16 protein-coding genes, 1 other RNA gene and 1 other annotated feature are annotated in these 20,654 nt (G+C 43.3%); of the genes, 15 read left to right on the top strand and 2 right to left on the bottom strand.

All coding sequences use genetic code 11. The features are described 5' to 3' along the window. Positions 1-132 precede the first annotated feature (132 nt). From QUF86_RS13945 to dtd, 6 genes are all read left to right on the top strand, one after another. Entirely contained in the window at positions 133-438 is a 306-nt protein-coding gene (locus tag QUF86_RS13945; RefSeq protein ID WP_289315508.1) for a post-transcriptional regulator, read from the top strand. Between the two features lie 186 nt (positions 439-624). After that, entirely contained in the window at positions 625-2,886 is a 2,262-nt protein-coding gene (secDF, locus tag QUF86_RS13950; protein ID WP_289315509.1) for a protein translocase subunit SecDF, read from the top strand. A 144-nt stretch (positions 2,887-3,030) separates the two neighbouring features. After that, positions 3,031-5,406 (top strand): single-stranded-DNA-specific exonuclease RecJ, encoded by a 2,376-nt coding sequence (gene recJ, locus QUF86_RS13955; protein ID WP_289334663.1) that lies wholly within the window; start codon positions 3,031-3,033, stop codon positions 5,404-5,406. Continuing rightward, on the top strand, positions 5,397-5,909 hold the full coding sequence (locus tag QUF86_RS13960) for an adenine phosphoribosyltransferase (protein WP_061464220.1): 513 nt from the start codon (positions 5,397-5,399) through the stop codon (positions 5,907-5,909). The genes recJ and QUF86_RS13960 overlap by 10 nt, the downstream gene beginning before the upstream one ends. A 315-nt stretch (positions 5,910-6,224) precedes the next feature. Next, positions 6,225-8,423, top strand: coding sequence for a RelA/SpoT family protein (locus QUF86_RS13965; protein ID WP_289315511.1), 2,199 nt, complete (start codon positions 6,225-6,227; stop codon positions 8,421-8,423). Positions 8,424-8,438: 15 nt separating this feature from the next. After that, positions 8,439-8,882 (top strand): D-aminoacyl-tRNA deacylase, encoded by a 444-nt coding sequence (dtd, locus tag QUF86_RS13970; RefSeq protein ID WP_289325890.1) that lies wholly within the window; start codon positions 8,439-8,441, stop codon positions 8,880-8,882. A gap of 87 nt (positions 8,883-8,969) precedes the next feature. Here dtd and QUF86_RS13975 read toward each other — a convergent pair whose 3' ends face one another. Continuing rightward, the gene (locus QUF86_RS13975) at positions 8,970-10,739 is read right to left on the bottom strand and encodes an N-acetylmuramoyl-L-alanine amidase family protein (protein ID WP_289334664.1); all 1,770 of its coding nucleotides are present in this window, start codon (positions 10,737-10,739) and stop codon (positions 8,970-8,972) included. A 129-nt stretch (positions 10,740-10,868) separates the two neighbouring features. Here QUF86_RS13975 and QUF86_RS13980 point away from each other — a divergent pair, with 129 nt between their 5' ends. The 5 genes from QUF86_RS13980 to QUF86_RS14000 all read left to right on the top strand — a co-directional run bounded on the left by QUF86_RS13980 (position 10,869) and on the right by QUF86_RS14000 (position 16,045). Then, on the top strand, positions 10,869-11,042 hold the full coding sequence (locus QUF86_RS13980) for a hypothetical protein (RefSeq protein WP_289315514.1): 174 nt from the start codon (positions 10,869-10,871) through the stop codon (positions 11,040-11,042). Between the two features lie 78 nt (positions 11,043-11,120). Continuing rightward, positions 11,121-11,359 (top strand) — a binding site (T-box leader). Positions 11,360-11,453: 94 nt separating this feature from the next. Then, positions 11,454-12,725 carry a histidine--tRNA ligase gene (gene hisS, locus QUF86_RS13985; protein ID WP_289334665.1) on the top strand — a complete coding sequence of 424 codons (1,272 nt, stop codon included), beginning with the start codon at positions 11,454-11,456 and terminating at the stop codon, positions 12,723-12,725. A gap of 12 nt (positions 12,726-12,737) precedes the next feature. Beyond that, positions 12,738-14,507 carry an aspartate--tRNA ligase gene (gene aspS / locus QUF86_RS13990; protein WP_289334666.1) on the top strand — a complete coding sequence of 590 codons (1,770 nt, stop codon included), beginning with the start codon at positions 12,738-12,740 and terminating at the stop codon, positions 14,505-14,507. Positions 14,508-14,594: 87 nt separating this feature from the next. Further along, a non-coding RNA gene (gene ssrS, locus QUF86_RS13995) (6S RNA) lies at positions 14,595-14,780 on the top strand. 293 nt (positions 14,781-15,073) lie between these two features. Continuing rightward, complete coding sequence (locus tag QUF86_RS14000) at positions 15,074-16,045, top strand: NERD domain-containing protein (RefSeq protein WP_289334667.1); 972 nt, start codon at positions 15,074-15,076, stop codon at positions 16,043-16,045. Here QUF86_RS14000 and QUF86_RS14005 read toward each other — a convergent pair. After that, complete coding sequence (locus tag QUF86_RS14005; RefSeq protein ID WP_289334668.1) at positions 16,031-16,186, bottom strand: hypothetical protein; 156 nt, start codon at positions 16,184-16,186, stop codon at positions 16,031-16,033. The genes QUF86_RS14000 and QUF86_RS14005 overlap by 15 nt on opposite strands. A gap of 161 nt (positions 16,187-16,347) precedes the next feature. On the opposite strand from QUF86_RS14005, the gene QUF86_RS14010 reads away from it, so the two are divergent. The 4 genes from QUF86_RS14010 to QUF86_RS14025 all read left to right on the top strand — a co-directional run bounded on the left by QUF86_RS14010 (position 16,348) and on the right by QUF86_RS14025 (position 20,654). Further along, positions 16,348-17,454, top strand: coding sequence for a M20 family metallopeptidase (locus tag QUF86_RS14010; protein ID WP_289334669.1), 1,107 nt, complete (start codon positions 16,348-16,350; stop codon positions 17,452-17,454). 111 nt (positions 17,455-17,565) lie between these two features. Continuing rightward, positions 17,566-18,327 carry a tRNA threonylcarbamoyladenosine dehydratase gene (locus QUF86_RS14015; RefSeq protein ID WP_230155021.1) on the top strand — a complete coding sequence of 254 codons (762 nt, stop codon included), beginning with the start codon at positions 17,566-17,568 and terminating at the stop codon, positions 18,325-18,327. Positions 18,328-18,512: 185 nt separating this feature from the next. Beyond that, a complete protein-coding gene (locus tag QUF86_RS14020; protein WP_289315522.1) occupies positions 18,513-19,700 on the top strand; it encodes an ABC transporter substrate-binding protein in 1,188 nt (395 codons plus the stop codon). A 75-nt stretch (positions 19,701-19,775) separates the two neighbouring features. Continuing rightward, a complete protein-coding gene (locus QUF86_RS14025; RefSeq protein WP_098369668.1) occupies positions 19,776-20,654 on the top strand; it encodes a branched-chain amino acid ABC transporter permease in 879 nt (292 codons plus the stop codon).

The raw sequence follows: 20,654 nt of genomic DNA on the forward strand, positions 1-20,654 counted from the left end.
TATACAATTATCTATATGCTTGTACTTGGACAAAGCATGACAAAAGTGTTTGTTTGCGTTCTAACAAATGATTGAAACCCTTCTAAGAAAATGCGCATTCATTTGAGAATCATTTTTACTGGAGGCAAAGTGATGGCGAAAAAGAATCATCCCTATCAAAGGTATTATCTAAAGGTACGCCCATTTTTGAAGAGCAAGCGTGAGGAATTCGAAATGGTCGGATTGAATGCCGTAACAGAGGAAGACATATGGGGAACCTTGACCAAAAATAAATGGAAGCGTCCGCAGGAAAACATTCACCTTCATGAACTTGTCGCAGATATCGTGACATTTTCAAGCAACCAGTTCATGACCTTCCAAATGGTCGAAGCTTATAAATCACCAAACCTATTTGAGCCGCTTTCTGAAGAGGAACTGAAGGAACTTTTAAAAGAATGATGCAAAGATATACTTAAATTGACAGCTGTTTGTATATGACTCATAATGGTTATGGTTATGCTTTTTTTGGGAAAAAGTATGGGAAGCTGTGTCTTTTTTCTCTAGAAGCAAAGGGTATGCAGTTATCATATGAACTTTTTTTAAACTTCAGGAACAGGCGTATTATAGAAAGGGGCCTACTACATAATGGTAAAAAGAGGCAGGATCGTTGCATTTTTTCTAATTGCACTTTTGATTTTCGCAGCGATGGGATCGACTTCAAAAGGAATCCTAAAGGATATCAAGCTGGGTCTTGATCTTCAAGGCGGTTTTGAAGTGTTATATGAAGTAAAACCGCTGTCTGGGGAAAAGATCACCCCGGATGTTTTACGGGCTACAGTAAGCTCGCTTGAGCGGCGTGTCAATGTTTTGGGCGTTAGCGAACCTAACATTCAAATCGAAGGGAAAGACCGGATCCGCGTTCAATTGGCTGGAGTCAAAGACCAAAACAACGCTCGGGAAATCCTTTCGACACAAGCTAAATTATCCTTCCGTGATTATAACGATAAGGAAATGATGACAGGTGCTGACCTGAAAGAAGGCGGCGCGAAACAAACGTTCCAAGATAATAAACCGGTTGTCGAAGTCACATTGAAAGATGTGAATAAATTTAAGGATATCACCCAAAAAATTTCCTCGATGGAAAGTCCGACTAATGTCCTTGCAATCTGGTTGGATTTCGAAGAAGGAAAAGATTCCATTAAGGATACAGCTTCACAGGACAATATGATTTCAGCTCCAGCTGTCAGTGAAGTTTTCAATACGAAGAAGGTATATATTACCGGTCAATTCACGGTGGAAGAAGCGAAAGAGCTTGCAGCCCTTCTGAATGCAGGTGCACTGCCAGTAGATTTAACAGAAAAGTACTCCACTTCTGTAGGTGCCCAATTTGGCGCGGGTGCGCTGAATGATACCATTTTTGCGGGAATCATCGGGATTGCACTTGTTTTTATTTTCATGCTTGTGTATTACCGCTTCCCGGGATTCATTGCAGTCGTCACTTTAAGCATATACATTTTCTTGACGCTATTAGTGTTTGATTGGATGAATGCAGTCCTTACGCTGCCTGGTATTGCGGCATTGGTACTCGGGGTCGGGATGGCTGTCGATGCCAACATCATAACCTACGAGCGAATCAGGGATGAGCTGAAACTTGGCCGTTCAGTTAAAGCAGCTTATAAAGAAGGTACGAAAAATTCACTTGCTACGATCACGGATGCGAACTTAACGACCTTGCTGGCTGCGGCCGTTCTGTTCTATTATGGAACAAGCTCGGTTAAAGGGTTTGCAACAACTTTGATCATTTCGATTTTAATGAGTTTCATTACAGCCGTCTATGGTACACGTCTTTTCATGAGCCTGTGGGTGAATAGCGGGTTCCTGGACAAACGTACATCATGGTTTGGCGTGAAGAAGAAATACATTCACGATTTATCCGAGAAAATTGAATTAATGTCATTGCCAACGCGCTTTGATAAAATCGATTTCGTCAAACATCGGAAAGTTTTTTATGGCATTTCAATCGGTGTCACGATTATCGGGATCATTTTCCTGCTCGTCTTCAGATTGAATCTAGGGATTGATTTCACGAGCGGTACCAGAATTGAGATTGCGTCCAAAGATGTCTTGACGACTCAGCAAGTCAAAACCGAAATGAGCAAGGTCGGTATTGATAAGGATGACATCAAGGATGTCAGGCTCGCTGGAAAAGAAAATAAAAATGCTGTCGTTCGGACAGTCGGTGTCCTTGATAAACAGGAAATTGCTGAATTGAAGGACCATTTCAAGGAAGATTATGGAGCAGAACCGAATGTCAGCACCGTTTCGCCGACAGTCGGGAAAGAACTTGCGAAAAATGCCATGTTTGCGTTAGCGATTGCATCAATAGGAATCATATTGTATGTATCGATACGATTTGAATGGCGAATGGCTGTACCGGCCGTCGTAGCGCTAATACATGACGCATTCTTCATCATAACGGTTTTCAGCTTACTTCGGCTTGAAGTGGATATCACCTTCATTGCTGCGGTTCTGACGATCGTCGGTTATTCGATCAATGATACGATCGTAACCTTTGATCGCATTCGTGAAAACTTACGCTTCAGTCGTAAAGTCAAAACCGTCGAAGAGCTTGAGAACATTGTAAACATCAGTATCAGGCAAACTTTGACGAGATCCATTAACACAGTATTGACCGTTCTCATTACGGTTATCGCGTTGGCGATTTTCGGCAGTGAAGCTATCCGAAACTTCTCCATTGCACTGTTTATCGGTTTAATATGCGGCGTGTATTCATCACTATTGATCGCTTCCCAATTCTGGCTTGATTTGAAAATCAGGGAATTGAAGAAGAAAGGTCCGCTGAATACCGCAAAAGAGAAGAAACAAAGTCTTGAAGGACAAGTTTAATAGGTGAGAGGGGGCTGGCATGATGCCAGCCTTCTTTTTGTGAGACTAACTTGTTGAATAGGGAATTACAGCCATTTTTGAGTTTAAAATAAATTGAAACCGTTATTGCCGTTTTGTATAATGAGTAAGTTGAGGGGTGAATTAATGTTAAAGCCAAAAACTCGGTGGAACCTGCGAACTGCCGATGAAAACAAAGTTGCTGCACTAGCTGAAGAGCTCCATATCACACCTTTGGTTGCAGCGTTGCTTGTGAATCGAGGCCTGGATACGATTGAAAGTGCCCGATCATTTTTATTTGTAAAAAATCAAACTTTTCATGATCCATTTTTATTGAAAGATATGGATAAAGCAGTATATAGAATAAGAGAAGCCATTCAAAATGGAGAAAAAATACGTATATTCGGTGATTATGACGCGGATGGCGTGACATCGACCACAGTGATGATGACGGCACTAACGAGATTGGGAGCCGATGTGGATTTTTATATCCCGAATCGGTTTACAGAGGGGTATGGACCGAATCCAATGGCGTTCCACCTTGCAGCTGAGCAAGGGGTGAAGGTATTGATAACCGTCGATACAGGAATTTCTGCAATCGATGAAGCGAAGCTTGCCGGAGAGCTTGGAATGGATTATATTTTGACCGACCACCATGAACCGGGACCGGAATTGCCTGAAGCATTGGCAATCATCCATCCTAAACTAGAGGGCAGTTCCTATCCATTTAAAGACCTCGCGGGAGTAGGGGTCGCCTTTAAGCTGGCACACGCCTTGCTTGGAGAATTGCCTGAAGATTTGCTTGAAATAGCGGCAATTGGCACCATAGCGGATTTAGTGCCTTTACAAGGGGAGAACCGCGTCATTGCTGCAAAAGGCATCGAGCAGTTACGTTTGACCCGCCGTCCGGGACTTGTTGCATTAATGAAAGTGGCGAATGTTCAGCAGGAAGCATTGAATGAAGAATCGATCGGCTTTGCGATGGCACCACGGATCAATGCTGTCGGACGTCTTGGAGATGCCGACCCCGCTGTGGATTTATTGATGTCTGCAAGCTTGGAAGAAGCGACGGAACTCGCCAATGAAATCAATGATATCAATAAAGAGCGGCAGGCTATGGTTGCAGAGATGGCGGAAGAAGCGATTTCTGAAGTTGAGGAAAACTTCCCGCCGGATTCGAATGGTGTGCTCATCATCGGCAGGGAAGGCTGGAACGCTGGTGTTGTGGGTATTGTGGCCTCTAAACTGGTTGAACGCTTTTACCGGCCCACGATTGTATTGAGCTATGACCGGGAAAAGGGATACGCTAAAGGTTCTGCCCGGAGTATCGCCGGTTTCGATCTTTTTGAAAGTCTGTCCACTTGCCGTGAATTACTGCCTCATTTTGGTGGCCATCCTATGGCTGCTGGAATGACATTGAAAATTGAAGATGTTCAGGAGCTTAGGGACCGCATGAACTTGATTGCGAAGGAACAACTGAATGAAGAGGACTTCACACCCATTACAAATTTGGACGGTGCTACGACTTTAGCTGAAGTTTCCGTTCAAACGATTCAGGAGATGAGCCTGCTAGCGCCATTCGGGGTTACGAATCCTAAGCCGAAGATTTTGATAGATTCCGTACAACTTTCAAGCGCCCGTAAAATTGGTGCCAACCAAAATCACTTGAAGGTCCAGCTGGAAGATGGCGAAAATCATAAACTTGATGGCGTAGGCTTCGGTCTCGGTCATTTTGTGGATGAATTAGCTCCGCACGCTGAAGTCTCGGTGATTGGAGAGCTTTCCATCAATGAGTGGAATAATATGAAAAAGCCCCAGATCTTTGTCCAGGATGTCTCGGTGAACCATTGGCAGTTATTCGATTACCGCGGTAAGGGCCAGGCAGAGAAGTGGCTTGCCGACATTCCGGCACAAAACCGGAAAATCGTCATTTTCTCGGAAGATATTTATAGCAGATATCCATTTTTACAAAACCATCCGGATCTTGTTCATATCAAGAATGAACAGGATGCAGATCAGCTCGACTGCCTCGAAGGACATGTGGTTTTTATGGACATGCCACCGTTAAGGGAATATTTGAAACGGGTCATTGCCAATAAGAATCCATCGCGTATCTACGCTCACCTTTCACATGAACAGGACCATTTCTTAAGTACGATGCCAACAAGGGACCATTTTAAATGGTTTTACGCCTTCCTTGCCAAAAAGGGTCCGCTCGATGTGAAAAGATATGGTGATGACCTTGCCAAATACCGCGGCTGGTCAAGGGATACCGTGGATTTCATTTCTAAGGTGTTTTTTGAGCTTGATTTTGTTACAATAGAGAATGGGTTAATTATGCTTACAACCAATGCGAAAAAACGCGATCTCAGTGAATCTGAATCGTATATAAGAAAGAAAGAGCAATTTGAGCTTGAACAAGAGCTAGTTTATTCTTCCTATCAGCAATTATTCGATTGGTTCAATCATTATTTAGTCCATGAGGCAACAGACCTTGAGGAGGAAACAAAGCAATGGATTTAAAGCAATATGTAACAATTGTGCAAGACTGGCCAAAACCGGGTATTGTCTTCAAAGATATTACAACATTAATGGATAACGGCGCAGCTTATAAATACGCAACAGACCAAATCGTCGAGTACGCTCGCGATAAAAATATCGATTTAGTTGTCGGACCGGAAGCACGCGGATTCATTATCGGATGTCCAGTCGCATACTCATTGGAAGTCGGCTTTGCGCCAGTGAGAAAAGAAGGAAAACTTCCACGTGAAACGATAAAAGTCGAATATGGATTAGAATATGGCAAGGATGTTTTGACAATCCATAAAGATGCCATCAAACCGGGACAGCGTATCCTGATTACGGACGATTTACTTGCTACTGGCGGAACAATCGAAGCGACGATCAAATTGGTTGAACAGCTTGGCGGAATTGTAGCCGGGATTGCATTCCTTATTGAATTGACGGACTTGGATGGTAAAGATAAATTAGACGGCTATGATGTCTTGACATTAATGAGCTTTTAATAAAGAAGAGCACTCTGACCAGGGTGCTCTTTCTGTTTTACTCGTTTTAACTGGATTTTGTCGAATTTCCAGTGAAAAAATGCATTATTCTTTATAAAATACACGTTTAACCCTTTACATCCTTGCCTTTTTTTTCGATAATAGTAATAATAAAGAGTTTTTCTGCTAATAAGTTTATTTGCACTTGTATCCGTTTAAGCGGATTTATTTTTTTTCGCAAAAATTGTCACGTTTTGCAGAATAAAGGGAAGTGCTACCAATCATACTCAATCCGGATCATACCGGTGGCAGTTAAAGTGGGGTTAAGGTGATTAAATGGCTAATGATCAAATATTGACTGCCGAGCAGGTTGTAGAACGTGCCAGCTTATATCTTCAGCCGGAAGAAGCTGAATTTATTCATAGAGCGTTTAAGTATGCAGAATATGCTCACCGAGAACAATTCCGTAAATCGGGAGAGCCGTATATTATTCATCCGATTCAAGTGGCGGGCATTCTGGCTGATCTTGAAATGGACCCTGCAACTATTGCGGCAGGTTTTTTACATGATGTTGTTGAAGATACGGAGATCACTCTGAAGGATATTGAAGAAAATTTCAGTCCTGAAGTCGCCATGCTCGTGGATGGCGTGACCAAATTAGGGAAAATCAAGTATAAATCACAGCAAGAGCAGCAGGCGGAAAACCATCGGAAAATGTTCGTGGCGATGGCCCAGGATATCCGGGTAATCTTGATAAAGCTTTCCGACAGACTGCACAATATGCGGACATTGAAGCATCTGCCGCAGGAGAAGCAGAGAAGGATATCGAACGAGACGTTGGAAATCTTTGCACCGCTTGCCCATCGTCTTGGTATCAGCACGATTAAATGGGAACTTGAAGATACTGCACTAAGGTATTTGAATCCTCAGCAGTATTACCGAATCGTCAACCTGATGAAGAAAAAGCGTGCAGAACGTGAAGAGTATCTGGAAGAAGTCATTGATGAAGTGCGTAAAAACGTTGAGGAAGTCAACATTAAGGCTGACCTTTCCGGCAGACCGAAACATATATACAGCATTTATCGCAAAATGGCTTTGCAAAATAAGCAGTTCAGTGAAATTTATGATTTGCTTGCAGTTCGGATCGTCGTCAATAGCATAAAAGATTGCTATGCGGTTTTAGGGATCATCCACACATGCTGGAAGCCGATGCCTGGCCGATTTAAAGACTATATCGCGATGCCGAAGCCGAATATGTATCAATCGCTCCATACGACGGTAATCGGTCCGAAAGGCGATCCGCTCGAAGTGCAGATCCGTACTTCCGATATGCATCGCATTGCCGAGTTCGGGGTTGCCGCGCACTGGGCTTATAAAGAAGGAAAAGATGTCGGTGAACAGCCTTCATTAGAAGAAAAATTGACTTGGTTCCGGGAAATTCTTGAATTCCAGGATGACGCGACTAATGCCGAGGAATTCATGGAATCCCTTAAAATAGATCTTTTTTCTGATATGGTATTCATTTTCACACCTAAAGGCGATGTCATCGAACTCCCATCAGGTTCCAACCCAATTGATTTCGCTTACCGTATCCATTCGGAAATTGGAAACAAAACGATTGGTGCCAAAGTTAACGGGAAAATGGTACCGCTGGATTATAAACTGAAAACTGGCGACATCATTGAAATCTTAACATCGAAGCATTCATATGGTCCAAGTCAGGACTGGCTAAAACTCACGCAAACATCTCAAGCTAAAAATAAAATCCGCCAATTTTTCAAAAAGCAACGCCGGGAAGAAAATATCGAAAAAGGCAAAGAGCTTGTTGAAAAAGAAATCAAGGATATGGAGTTCGATCTGAAGGAAATCCTGACTCCCGAGAACATCAGGCGTGTTGCAGATAAATTCAACTTCCTGAATGAAGAAGATATGTATGCAGCAGTCGGATATAACGGAATAACTGCCCTTCAGGTAGCTAACCGCCTTACCGAAAAATGGCGAAAGCAGAAAATGGTCGAGCAGGAAGCAGATATTTCAGAAGCGGTAGCCGATCTGAAAACCTTCTCCAATTCAACTAAAAAACGTGACTCAGGTGTACAGGTGCCGGGGATTGATAACCTGCTTATCCGTTTATCACGCTGTTGTAACCCAGTTCCTGGAGATGAAATCGTTGGTTATATAACCAAAGGCCGTGGAGTTTCAGTCCATAGACAAGACTGCCCGAACCTGGAAAGCGGGGATTCCGATCATCGCCTGGTACCGGTTGAATGGGAAAGTACAATTAACGAACGCAAGGAATACATCGTTGAAATTGAAATCAGCGGGTATGACCGTCGCGGCTTATTAAACGAAGTGCTGCAGGCAGTCAATGAAACCAAGACCAACATTTCAGCGGTCTCTGGTAAATCCGACAGGAATAAGGTCGCGACCATTCACATGTCGATTTACATTCATAACATTGCCCATTTACAAAAGGTCGTCGACCGTATAAAACAAATTTCAGATGTTTATTCCGTCAGAAGGATAATGAACTAAGGAGTTTTTATTACCATGCGTGTTGTTTTACAACGTTCCAAAGCGGCAAAAGTCGTTGTTGCAGACCAAGTAATCGGGCAAATCGACAGCGGACTCGTTCTTCTGGTTGGTATTACCCATGGGGATACAATCGATGACGCCGTATATTTGGCCGATAAGATTGTCAATCTCAGGATATTTGAAGATGAAAATGAAAAGATGAACCACTCACTATTGGATGTAGGAGGTTCCATTTTATCAGTTTCGCAATTTACCCTATATGGCGATTGCCGTAAAGGCCGTCGACCGAACTTCATGGACGCCGCCCGTCCTGAAGAGGCGAATGAATTATATGAAGCATTTAACGAGGAACTCCGCAAGAAAGGCGTCCATACGGAAACAGGTCAATTTGGTGCCATGATGGACGTTCAGCTTACTAATGATGGTCCCGTTACATTAATACTTGAAAGCAAAAAATAACCTGCTGCGGCAGGTTTTTTTGTTTGGGTAAATAAATGCCGACGAATGGAAAAGCCAGCTTCGATGGGAAGCTGGCTTGTCTTGTCTTTATTTGAAATACCGCGCCAATCCATTATAGATGGCCGATGTGATCTTTTCTTGATACTCATTCGATGTTAACGTCAATTCTTCAACCGGATTACTTAAATAACCTAGTTCAATAAGTGTAGCTACACGTTTGTTTTCACGGGTAACATGAAAATTCCCGTAACGTGATCCGCGGTTGGGCACCTGCATGGTGGAACCGAGTGAATTGGCCAGTGTAGTGGCCAATGAACGTTGGTAGTCATGATAGTAGTATGTAGTTATCCCGCTGGTGATCTGGTCCTTGGTGCTATCATAATGGAGGCTGATGAAAGCATCCGCGTTATGGATATGTGAAGTGCCGACCCGGGAAGGAAGTGGAACATAGGTATTGCCGCTTCTGGTCAGGATAACTTTTGCTCCTGCCGCCTGAAGTTTGTCCCGCAGCAACTCAGCCGTCCGGATCGTCAGGTTTTTCTCAAGAGTGCCACCGACCCCTACTGTACCACTATCCCTGCCGCCATGGCCGGGATCGATAACGATGGTTTTATCCTTTAAATATTTTTCAACGCCTGGTCGCTGGATCTGTTCGGAATTCCCTTCGATCGTCACGATCCATCCAGCCACATAAGCGGTTTTTCCGCTCTTTAGTTTAATGGAATACCAGTCGCCTTCCTTACCTGATGCGGAGAACGTTTCACCTTCATTGACCTGCTCTACGATCTCCGAGTCGCCATCAGGCTCACTTCTAAGGATCGTTCCGTCATGAATAATGGTTATCTTGTTTCCTTTTACATCAATCTTCTTTTCCTTAGTCGTTTGTTCAACATTCTCTTTTTCCAAGTACCAACTCACTACCCAGCCCTTTTTTGTACCGGAAAGCTGGATCTGCGTCATTTTCCCCTTTGTTTGCAAGATGGCGTATGTCTCATCCTTGTTCACCGAACCGATGACCTTGCTGCTCAGAGAGGCATCTTTCCGGACATTTAAACCTTCAGCGGTCACCCTTGCAGTCGCGCCTGCCATATTAATTTTCGTATCATCTTCATCTTCGCTTATTTGTATGTAAGGTTCAGCTACCCAACCCCGGACTCCTTGGAAATCAATTTCAGCCCATTCATTTTCAACCCTGTAAACGGTCACTGCCGTATTTTTATTCAGCTTTCCGAGCGCGGCACTGCTTTTCGATGGTTCCGAACGGACATTGAGCCGGTCCACCAAAGTGACTCCGGTTTTTACGGATTGATTCGTTTCTTTTTCCTTAGTAGAATCTTTCTTCGCTGCATTCCCAGATGAGGCGGGAAGCTTAAGGTAGTCAGAAGAGACCCAACCTTCGATATCCGCCGTTTTAACCTTTATCCAATTTTCATTCTTTTCGATAATGTCAACAGCTGTTCCTTTACTCAAGGAACCAACCGTTTGAAATGTAGTTCCGGGACCTGTACGGACGCGGACGGAGCTACCGGATATCATACCTTGTCCGGATTCCTTTTTGACCTGATTGGTATCCGACTCCGATTTTCTCTCCACTAACCAATTGGCGACCCATCCTGTTTTGCCGACGCCAATCCGGATTTCAATCCAGTCGCCATCTTCTTTCAGTATTGGATACGATTCCCCTTTTGCCAGTTTTTTTACGATAGGGAAACTGAGACCTGCACCTTCACGGACATTGACCACTTTGGACGTCACGATAATTTCCCCTTCTTCTTTTCCAAAAGCATGATTGACGGGGAACATTGCTGAGATCATCAGCATCAGGATCAGGCAGAATAAACCCGATTTCTTCTTCATAAGTTGTCTCTCCCTTTTAATGTCTATATGTATGTATTCTCGTTCAATAAAAATTTCCCTCTTTCCCAGTGCAAAAAACATTTTTTTTTGGAAAGAATAAAGCTTATATAACTCGAGGAGGGAACCTACATGAAATTCAGCGAAAAAGATCAAACGAGCTTAAGCGGAGGCAATCAAGTATTAGGTGTCGATTTTCACGATTTCATCCAGAAGGAACAAAGCGCAAACCTTGTTGAATTGGCATCCGAATTCGGAGTCAATGTCCGGACGGTCAAAAATTTGAAAAAACATTTGAACCAATAAAATGCGACAAAATCCTCAGCCTGCCTTGACATTTGATGTTAACGTCCGTATGATTATAAAATATCAGACTTATTACTGCAATAACCAATGATGGAGAAGAGTAATTAAGAAACACATGAAAAGAGAGGAAATGCCGAGGCTGAAAGCATTCCACATGATGACTTAATGAAAGAACCCTCCGTAGGCTTCACTCCGAACGGTTTTACTTAATAGGAGATGGACGTAAAACAGGCGTTAACTGTTTTTGAGCGGGGGCACTTATTTTTTGTGCTTCAACTAGGGTGGCACCACGGGATATCCAAACTCTCGTCCCTTGTAACGGATAAGTTACAAGGGGCGGGAGTTTTTTGTTTGGAAAAAATCAGTATAGCGCTGGATAAAGGGCGTTTTGCTTTAAAGGAGGAAACATATATGTCTATTCAGATTCCTAGAGGTACCCAGGATTTATTGCCTGGCCAAACGGAAATTTGGCAGTATATCGAAAAGACAGCGCGTGATATTTGTCACCGTTATCAATATAAAGAAATCCGCACACCGATTTTTGAACACACCGAATTATTTTTACGTGGTGTAGGTGATACAACCGATATCGTACAAAAAGAGATGTATTCATTTCAAGATCGCGGTGAAAGGAATTTAACCCTTCGTCCGGAAGGCACCGCATCAGTTGTTCGGTCATATATCGAGAACAAAATGTTCGGGTGGGCCAATCAACCGGTCAAGCTTTATTATATCGGACCGATGTTCCGTTACGAACGTCCACAAGCAGGCCGCTTCCGCCAGTTCGTTCAATTCGGCATCGAAGCTTTAGGTAGTAAGGATCCCGGAATCGATGCAGAGGTTCTTTCACTTGCGATGAACCTATACAAAGAACTTGGATTGAAAAAGCTGAAACTTGTGATCAACAGCCTTGGTGATAAGGAAAGCCGGACAGCGCATCGCAATGCTTTAATCAAACATTTCGAACCTCGGATTGGAGAGTTTTGCGGCGATTGTCAGAACCGCCTGGAAAAAAATCCATTGCGTATCCTGGATTGCAAAAAAGATCACGATCATGAATTGATGAACACCGCGCCATCCATCATTGAATATTTAAATGATGAATCCCGTATTTATTTCGAAAAAGTGAAACAGCATCTTACGGATTTGGAAATAGAATTCGTCGAAGATCCTACACTTGTGCGGGGCTTGGATTACTATAATCATACCGCTTTTGAAATCATGAGTGATGCAGAAGGTTTTGGTGCCATTACTACACTTTGCGGAGGCGGCAGATATAACGGGCTGTCTGAAGAACTTGGCGGACCGGAAACACCTGGTATCGGCTTTGCTCTTAGCATTGAACGCCTGATTGCAGCATTGCAAGCAGAGAACATCGAGCTTCCGATCAAAAAGGGAATTGACTGCTATCTTGTTTCATTAGGTGAAACAGCCAAGGATTATAATGTCAAACTTGCCCATCAATTGCGGAAGGCCGGTTTTACTGTCGAAAAAGACTATCAAGACCGTAAAGTGAAAGCTCAATTCAAATCAGCCGACCGCCTGGAAGCGAGATATGTGGCGACACTCGGGGAAGATGAATTGGCAAATAATAAAATCAATGTAAAGTTCATGGAAACTGGTGAACAAGTCCAAATGGACCTTGCCACATTCGTTGAACAATTCAAAAAGCTACAGGCTTAAGGGGGAAATACCATGTTTGGCAGAACATACTTCAATGGTGAAGTGACAGAAGCAGCTATTGGTGAAAAAGTAACATTAAAAGGATGGGTACAAAAACGTCGGGATTTGGGCGGGGTAATCTTCATCGACCTGCGTGACAGAAGCGGAATCGTCCAAGTCGTTTTCAATCCGGACATTTCGGCAGACGCATTGGCCACAGCTGAAAAGATCCGTAATGAATACGTCCTTGATATCCAAGGGATAGTCATCAAACGTGATGAAGCCAACTTCAACCCGAATGTAACAACAGGTACCATCGAAGTTCAAGCAGAAAACGTTACAATTTTAAACGAGGCTAAAACCCCTCCATTCATCATTGATGAAAGAACGGATGTTTCAGAAGATATCCGTTTGAAATACCGTTATTTGGACTTGCGTCGTCCGGCGATGTTCGAAACGTTGAAAATGCGTAACCAAACAACAAAAGCAATCCGTGATTACTTGGACGGTGAAGGCTTCCTTGATATCGAAACACCTATCTTAACGAAAAGTACACCTGAAGGAGCACGAGATTATTTAGTGCCTAGCCGTGTACACGAAGGTGAGTTCTATGCACTTCCGCAATCACCGCAAATCTTCAAGCAGCTATTGATGGTATCCGGTTTCGAACGTTATTATCAAATTGCCCGCTGTTTCCGTGATGAAGATTTACGTGCTGACAGACAGCCTGAATTCACGCAAATCGATATTGAAACAAGCTTCATGAGCCAAGAAGATATCATTAACACCGCAGAAAACATGATGGCTAAAGTGATGAAGGATGTTAAAGGACTTGACGTAACACTGCCATTCCCTAGAATGACATACAATGAAGCGATGAGCCGTTACGGTTCAGACAAACCGGATACGCGTTTCGGAATGGAACTTAAAGATGTTTCGGAAATCGTGAAAGACAGTGATTTCAAAGTGTTCACCGGCGCTGTTGCAAACGGCGGACAAGTTAAAGCGATCGTCGTTAAGGACGGAAATGCGGACTATTCCCGTAAAGATATTGACGGATTGGCTGAATTTGCAGCGATCTACGGTGCAAAAGGCCTTGCATGGCTGAAAGTTGAAGAAGACGGAGTAAAAGGGCCAATCGCTAAATTCTTCGCAGAAGATCAACAGCAATTAGTATCCGTATTGGAAGCTGAAGTGGGCGATCTAATCTTGTTCGTGGCGGATAAAAAAGGCATAGTCGCCGATGCACTAGGAGCACTTCGTAACAAGCTTGGTAAAGAAAGAGGCTTGATCGATCAAAGCAAATTCAACTTCCTATGGGTGACGGACTGGCCATTATTTGAATATGACGAAGAAGAAGGACGCTACTATGCAGCACACCATCCATTCACAATGCCATTCCGTGAAGACATGGACAAACTGGAATCAGACCCAGCAAGCGTCCGAGCACAAGCTTATGACCTTGTCTTGAACGGCTACGAACTTGGCGGTGGATCACTGCGGATTTTCGAACGCGACGTTCAGGAAAAAATGTTCAAAGTCCTTGGATTCTCGAAAGAAGAAGCAAACGCACAATTCGGCTTCCTAATGGATGCATTCGAATACGGAACGCCACCACACGGCGGAATCGCCCTTGGATTGGACCGTATGATCATGCTGCTTGCAGGCCGCACGAACCTTCGCGATACCATCGCATTCCCGAAAACAGCAAGCGCAAGCGACCTACTCGTTGACGCACCGAGTGCTGTAAGTGACAAGCAATTGGCCGAACTTAACCTAAGGCTTGCTGCACTAAAAAAGTAATAAAACTGGGAAAAAATATGAAAAAATACCTAGATGCTTTCTCTTGAAACGGAGTTAAGCATTATGATATGATATCTTCAACAAGTAAGAGTCCTGATGTGTTCGTTCTTTAACCTATAAGTTTTGACCGAACACTTATAGTTACCGGGAGCACTAGTTTCCTGGCCGCGTAAATGCCTCCCTCGAAGAGGACTTACAAACGCGAGGAACCGAGCACCCACCTGCGGAGAGCGGGTTCAAAACAAAGGCGTAAACGGCACAATTGGGACTCTTACATATTACAAAGCAACTCATGTTAAATAACATGGGTTTTTTTGTGCGTTAAAATAGCGTAACTTACGAGTGAATGGCGTGGATTCACGAGTAAAAGCCGAAATTCACTAGTAAGAGGCGCAAATTCACGAGTAAAAAGCCAAAACTCACGAGTAAAAGGCCAAAACTCACGAGTAAGGAACAGATTCACGAATTAAACAGAGCAAACTCAGGGTAAAATGCTGATTTTCAGTTTACCAGCAGGAAAAGAGTGCATTAACAAAGAAGCTAAAGGACAAGGAGTTGATGAATGAATGCTAAAACCGTGTGAAAAGCCATTGAAAATGCTCAAACTGGAGGCATTAAGCAGGAGGCTATCACCAAACCATCCAAAACAGGAAAAGATAAGGAACGATTTCCGTAAAATCGATACAGGTTTTAACGGGGAGCGGAGTATTGGAAATGAGTTGAAGGATCTTTCAAAAGAATATCAAGTATTGCATGACTTGAGGTTAAGCAACGATGGGAGTCGTTATTTTCAAATGGATTTCCTTATAATCACCCGGAATGTCTGTATCATCATCGAAGTGAAAAACTTTGCGGGAATGCTCTACTTTGATCGCACCTATCCTCAATTGATTAGAACAAAAGATGGTCAGGAACAAGCTTATCTGAACCCGCTAATCCAGGTTGACGTGCAAAAATCCCGATTATCGGATTGGCTCGCTTTTCATAAATTCCCCGCGCTTCCGATTGAAACGCTTATAGCCAATGCAAACTCGAATACCATCATCAGGACTACCCCAGGTTTTACCCCCATTTTCAAAAGAATCACGGGAAAAGAAACCCTAATCTCCAAAATTCACACCCTTGAAGAAAAGTATCCTTCTGAGCAATTAACTCAAAGGCAGAGAAATAGACTTTCGAACACAATGATGCTAACAAACACTCCACATAATCAGGATATACTCGAATGGTATCAAATCGATGAGCAAGATCTGCTCAAAAGCGTTCAATGTCCTAAATGCTCAACTCTCCATATGCAATATCACTGGGGCAAATGGTCATGCGGTCAATGTTCTTACGCCTCCAAAGATGCCCACATACAAACTCTTCGTGATTTCGCTCTCCTTATAAAACCCAAGATTACGAATAAACAAGCACGGCTCTTTTTACAAATAGATTCAATCGATATCATGCAACGAATGCTATCTGCCCTGGGGTTGCCTTATTCAGGGCAATTTAAAAATAGAGCTTATAGTCTTGAAGGATTAATTCACGAGTAAACGAGCCGAATTCACGAGTAAAAAGCCAAAACTCACGAGTAAAAGCCCCAAATTCACGAGTAAGAAGCCAAAACTCACGAGTAAAAGCCCCAAATTCACGAGTAAAAAGCCAAAACTCACGAGTAAAAGCCGCAAACTCACGAGTAAACCCCAAAAACTCTCGAATAAACTTCAAATATCCCCATTTAAGTAACATTCCGCAATATAGATTCGTAAATTATAGTAAGGTTGGAATTATAATCAGCCAATGATAGAAAGTAGTGAGGGCTTTGAAAGATTTATTGAATGCAAAGAGGAACGAAATGCTTCAATTAGTGGAGCGGCTAGTGAATATAGATAGTGGTTCTCATACGAAAAAGGGTATTGATGAAATTGGTTCGATTTTAAAAGCGAAATTTGAAAGCCTGGATTTTATTGTGAATACCGTTGAGCAGCAGAATTATGGAAATCAGCTGGTCATCCAGCATCGTGAGGCACATCAACCGCATATTCTGGTCGTCGCCCATATGGATACGGTTTTTCCAGAAGGGACAGCGCAAAAACGTCCTTTTAGAGTGAAGGGAAATCGGGCATACGGTCCTGGTGTAGCTGATATGAAGGCTAGTTTAGTTGAGATTTTTTATGCGGTCCTTTGCTTGAAACAGACGGGGCAGACAGGCTATAAGCATATTCAAATCATTCTCAATAGTGATGAAGAGATCGGGTCTCCGTCTTCCGCTTCACTCATATCGGAAAAAGGGGCCAATAAGAAGTTCGCGTTAATTCTTGAACCGGCAAGGACGGATGGTTCACTTGTCACGGCAAGAAGGGGATGCGGTCAATTTAAAGTGGATATAGTGGGGGTGGCAGCCCACTCAGGGATCGAACCGGAAAAGGGTCGGAGTGCAATTGAAGAATTGGCTAATAAGATCATTGCCTTACACCGATTGAATGATCAAAAGAAAGGTATTAGCGTTAATGTCGGCATGATTGAAGGAGGTTCTGCTGTCAATGCCATCGCTGCCCATGCGGCTGCTTTTGTGGATGTACGGATCTCGGAAAAAAAGCAAGAAGCTATCATTCTTAAACAGCTGAAAAAAATCTGCGCTGAAACTTATATTCCAGGGACGAAAACGACATTAAGCGGGAAAATGGACCGGGCTCCCATGGAAAAGAACGAGAAAACGAACTTGCTTTTAGAGACTATCTGTCAGGCCGGGGAGGAAATCGGCATAAAAATCACAGATACGGCCACGGGTGGAGGTTCGGATGCATCTATTACTTCTGTATTGGGGATAGCGACAGTAGATGGACTCGGGCCCATTGGAGGGAATGCACATAGTGAAGAGGAGTATTTGGAAATTCCCAGCCTGACAGAACGGACTCTCCTGCTGGCGAACGTCATTCAGAAATTAGCAAAAATGACCTAGTACACTAATTCCGATTAGACTGCTCATATTTCGCTTGTCATAAATGATGTTTATGATATATTGTTAATTGGGAAGCTAAATAAGAACAGAATTTATTGGAGTTGAATATATATGCTGCATCAGTTTTCACGAAATGAATTAGCAATAGGCAAGGAAGGCATCGATATCCTGAAAAACACGACCGTTGCTGTCCTGGGTGTAGGAGGCGTAGGTTCTTTTTCGGCTGAAGCATTGGCACGCACGGGGGTCGGCCGTATTATTCTTGTGGATAAAGACGATGTCGACATCACAAATGTAAACAGACAGATTCATGCACTATTATCAACAGTCGGTCAACCGAAAGCGGAATTGATGAAAAATCGCATTCAGGACATCAATCCCGACTGCGAAGTGATTTCCCTTAAAATGTTCTATACAGAAGAAACGTTTGAAGAATTCTTCAGTTATGGACTGGACTATGTCATTGATGCATCCGATACGGTCATTTATAAGATGCATGTGATGAAGGAATGCCTGAAACGGAATATCAAGGTGATTTCAAGCATGGGGGCCGCCAATAAAATGGACCCGACACGTTTTCAAATTGCCGATATCTCCAAGACGCATACCGACCCGCTTGCCAAGGTCATTCGTACTAGATTGCGTAAAGAGGGCATAACAAAGGGAATTCCCGTTGTCTTCTCCGACGAAAGTCCGATTGTCATTCGTGAGGATGTCCGAAAAGAAGTCGGCAATGATGAGGCAAAAATCCGTAAGGCCCAAATGCCGCCATCTTCGAATGCTTTCGTACCATCTGTTGCAGGCTTAATTGCAGCAAGCTGGGTGATCAATGATATTTTAAAAGATATTGAAGTACGCCGTGTAAATGATTGATAAGTTGACTGACTCTATACAGGGTCAGTTTTTTTTGTCTAATAGGAGATATTCCCTTTTAATAACTTTTTTATCCATATCATATAGACGGGGTCGAAAGAATGAGATAAACTATTTTCAGAATATTATTTTTTATTCAAATATTCTATTTATTAAAAAGAACATACAAAACAAGGGGGTTTCAAATGAAGAAGAAAAAGCTAGCAGGAGTGTTCCTATCACTTTCTTTGGTTGCAGGGGCGCTGGCAGGTTGTAGCGGCGACTCGAAAACTAGCAGTTCAGGCGGGGGTTCATCCAAATCGGGTGACACGATCAAAATTGGGGCCAACCTTGAACTGTCCGGAGGTACGGCATCATTCGGCCAATCGGCTGCCGATGGTTTGAAGCTGGCCATCGATGAAATTAATAAAGAGGGCATCGACGGTAAAAAACTGGAAATCGTCAAGGTTGATAATAAATCAGATGCAGCAGAAGCTACAAGCGGTTCGATCAAGTTAGTCAGCCAGGACAAGGTTGTGGCTGTAGTCGGATCAGCGACAAGCACAAATACATTGGCACAGGTTCAGGTCGCACAGGATAATAAAGTTCCTCTTCTCACACCAACTGCAACAAATCCCGACATCACCAACAAAGCTGGAAAATTAAACGATTATGTGTTCAGAACTTGCTTTATCGATCCATTCCAAGGTACGGTGGCAGCCAATTTCGCATCTGACGAAATAGGGGCGAAGACAGCTGCGATCTATGTGGATAGCGCAAGTGATTATTCTAAAGGATTGGCCGCCGCTTTTAAAGAAGCGTTCACTGCCAAGGGTGGTAAAATCGTGGCGGAAGAAGCTTATGTTACAAAAGATACTGATTTCCGCTCTACATTGACACGTATCAAATCCGCCAAACCAGAGTTCGTTTTCCTTCCTGGTTATTATGAAGAAGTCGGATTGATCTTAAAGCAGGCACGTGAAGACGGCATAGACCTTCCATTCATGGGTGGGGACGGCTGGGATTCCCCGAAAGTCGTTGAAATTGCCGGAGCGGAGGCTTTAAAAAATACCTACATCACGAATCACTATTCCCCTGAAGATGAAGATGCAAAAATCCAGGATTTCGTTGCAGCCTTCGAAAAGGAATACGATAAAACACCGGATGCCTTTGCCGCACTTGGCTATGATACTGGTTACTACCTGGCTGATGCCATCAAGAGATCTGGAGATGCTTCCCCCGAAAAAATCAGACAAGCGTTGGAAGAAGTCAAAGATCTTCAATTAGTTTCCGGAACGCTGAACCTGGATGAAAATCATGATCCGATCAAATCGGCGACCATCTTGGAATATGTAGATGGCAAACAAACATTCAAGACGAAAATCAATCCATAATACCTACTTGGATAGGGGGCAAGTCCCCCCTATTCTATATTCACTTAAAAAACACCTTATCGGGGAGAGTGCAATATGGAACTGATTCAACAATTGGTAAATGGCATTTCACTCGGCAGCATTTATGCATTGATCGCGCTTGGTTATACGATGGTATATGGAATCGTCAAACTGATAAACTTTGCCCATGGCGACGTATTCATGGTTGGTTCATTTGTAGGGTTTTACGCCATTACCGTAATGGACTTATCCTTCATCCCGGCTTTATTGATTTCGATGGTCACTTGTGCCATCTTTGGCGTTTTAATTGAACGGATCGCTTATAAACCCCTTCGTAATGCAACACGGATTGCGGCCTTGATAACGGCCATCGGTGTTTCCCTTCTAATAGAAAATGGGCTGATTTACATCCGGGGCGCCCAGCCGGAAGCCTATCCAAATAATGTCCTTCCGATGGATAAACTCGATATATTGGGAGTTTCCATCAGCAGTCAATCGATATTGATCTTATCTGTATCCATCATTTTAATGATCATCCTACAATTCGTTGTCCATAAAACCAAAATCGGCAAAGCGATGCGTGCCGTTTCATTCGATTCCGAAGCCGCTAAGCTTATGGGAATCAATGTGAATAATACGATTTCAGCTACCTTCGCCATAGGCTCGGCTTTGGCAGGGGCTGCCGGCGTCATTTTTGGGATCTACTATATTAAAATCGAGCCGTTGATGGGTGTCCTTCCTGGCCTTAAAGCGTTTGTTGCAGCAGTCTTGGGCGGCATCGGCATCATTCCGGGAGCGATGGTCGGTGGTCTTCTGCTTGGAGTGATCGAGGCTTTGGTCAGTGCTGCCGGTTACTCATTATGGCGCGATGGTGTGGCTTTCGTCGTTCTTATCTTGATTTTGATTTTCTTGCCTCAGGGACTATTCGGTAAAAATAAAAGAGAAAAAGTATAG

Origin of the sequence: Peribacillus sp. NJ11 (assembly GCF_030348405.1) — a bacterium.
Taxonomy (GTDB): Bacteria; Bacillota; Bacilli; order Bacillales; family DSM-1321; genus Peribacillus.

Excerpts from the sequence above, each read along its gene's own strand:
- QUF86_RS13945 (WP_289315508.1), top strand. The coding sequence starts at position 133 with ATGGCGAAAAAGAATCATCCCTATCAAAGGTATTATCTAAAGGTACGC.
- QUF86_RS14015 (WP_230155021.1), top strand. The coding sequence starts at position 17,566 with ATGCTGCATCAGTTTTCACGAAATGAATTAGCAATAGGCAAGGAAGGC.
- aspS (WP_289334666.1), top strand. The coding sequence starts at position 12,738 with ATGTTTGGCAGAACATACTTCAATGGTGAAGTGACAGAAGCAGCTATT.
- QUF86_RS13965 (WP_289315511.1), top strand. The coding sequence starts at position 6,225 with ATGGCTAATGATCAAATATTGACTGCCGAGCAGGTTGTAGAACGTGCC.
- QUF86_RS13975 (WP_289334664.1), bottom strand. The coding sequence starts at position 10,739 with ATGAAGAAGAAATCGGGTTTATTCTGCCTGATCCTGATGCTGATGATC.
- QUF86_RS13980 (WP_289315514.1), top strand. The coding sequence starts at position 10,869 with ATGAAATTCAGCGAAAAAGATCAAACGAGCTTAAGCGGAGGCAATCAA.
- hisS (WP_289334665.1), top strand. The coding sequence starts at position 11,454 with ATGTCTATTCAGATTCCTAGAGGTACCCAGGATTTATTGCCTGGCCAA.
- QUF86_RS14020 (WP_289315522.1), top strand. The coding sequence starts at position 18,513 with ATGAAGAAGAAAAAGCTAGCAGGAGTGTTCCTATCACTTTCTTTGGTT.
- QUF86_RS14000 (WP_289334667.1), top strand. The coding sequence starts at position 15,074 with ATGCTAAAACCGTGTGAAAAGCCATTGAAAATGCTCAAACTGGAGGCA.
- recJ (WP_289334663.1), top strand. The coding sequence starts at position 3,031 with ATGTTAAAGCCAAAAACTCGGTGGAACCTGCGAACTGCCGATGAAAAC.
- QUF86_RS13960 (WP_061464220.1), top strand. The coding sequence starts at position 5,397 with ATGGATTTAAAGCAATATGTAACAATTGTGCAAGACTGGCCAAAACCG.
- dtd (WP_289325890.1), top strand. The coding sequence starts at position 8,439 with ATGCGTGTTGTTTTACAACGTTCCAAAGCGGCAAAAGTCGTTGTTGCA.
- QUF86_RS14025 (WP_098369668.1), top strand. The coding sequence starts at position 19,776 with ATGGAACTGATTCAACAATTGGTAAATGGCATTTCACTCGGCAGCATT.
- QUF86_RS14010 (WP_289334669.1), top strand. The coding sequence starts at position 16,348 with ATGCTTCAATTAGTGGAGCGGCTAGTGAATATAGATAGTGGTTCTCAT.
- secDF (WP_289315509.1), top strand. The coding sequence starts at position 625 with ATGGTAAAAAGAGGCAGGATCGTTGCATTTTTTCTAATTGCACTTTTG.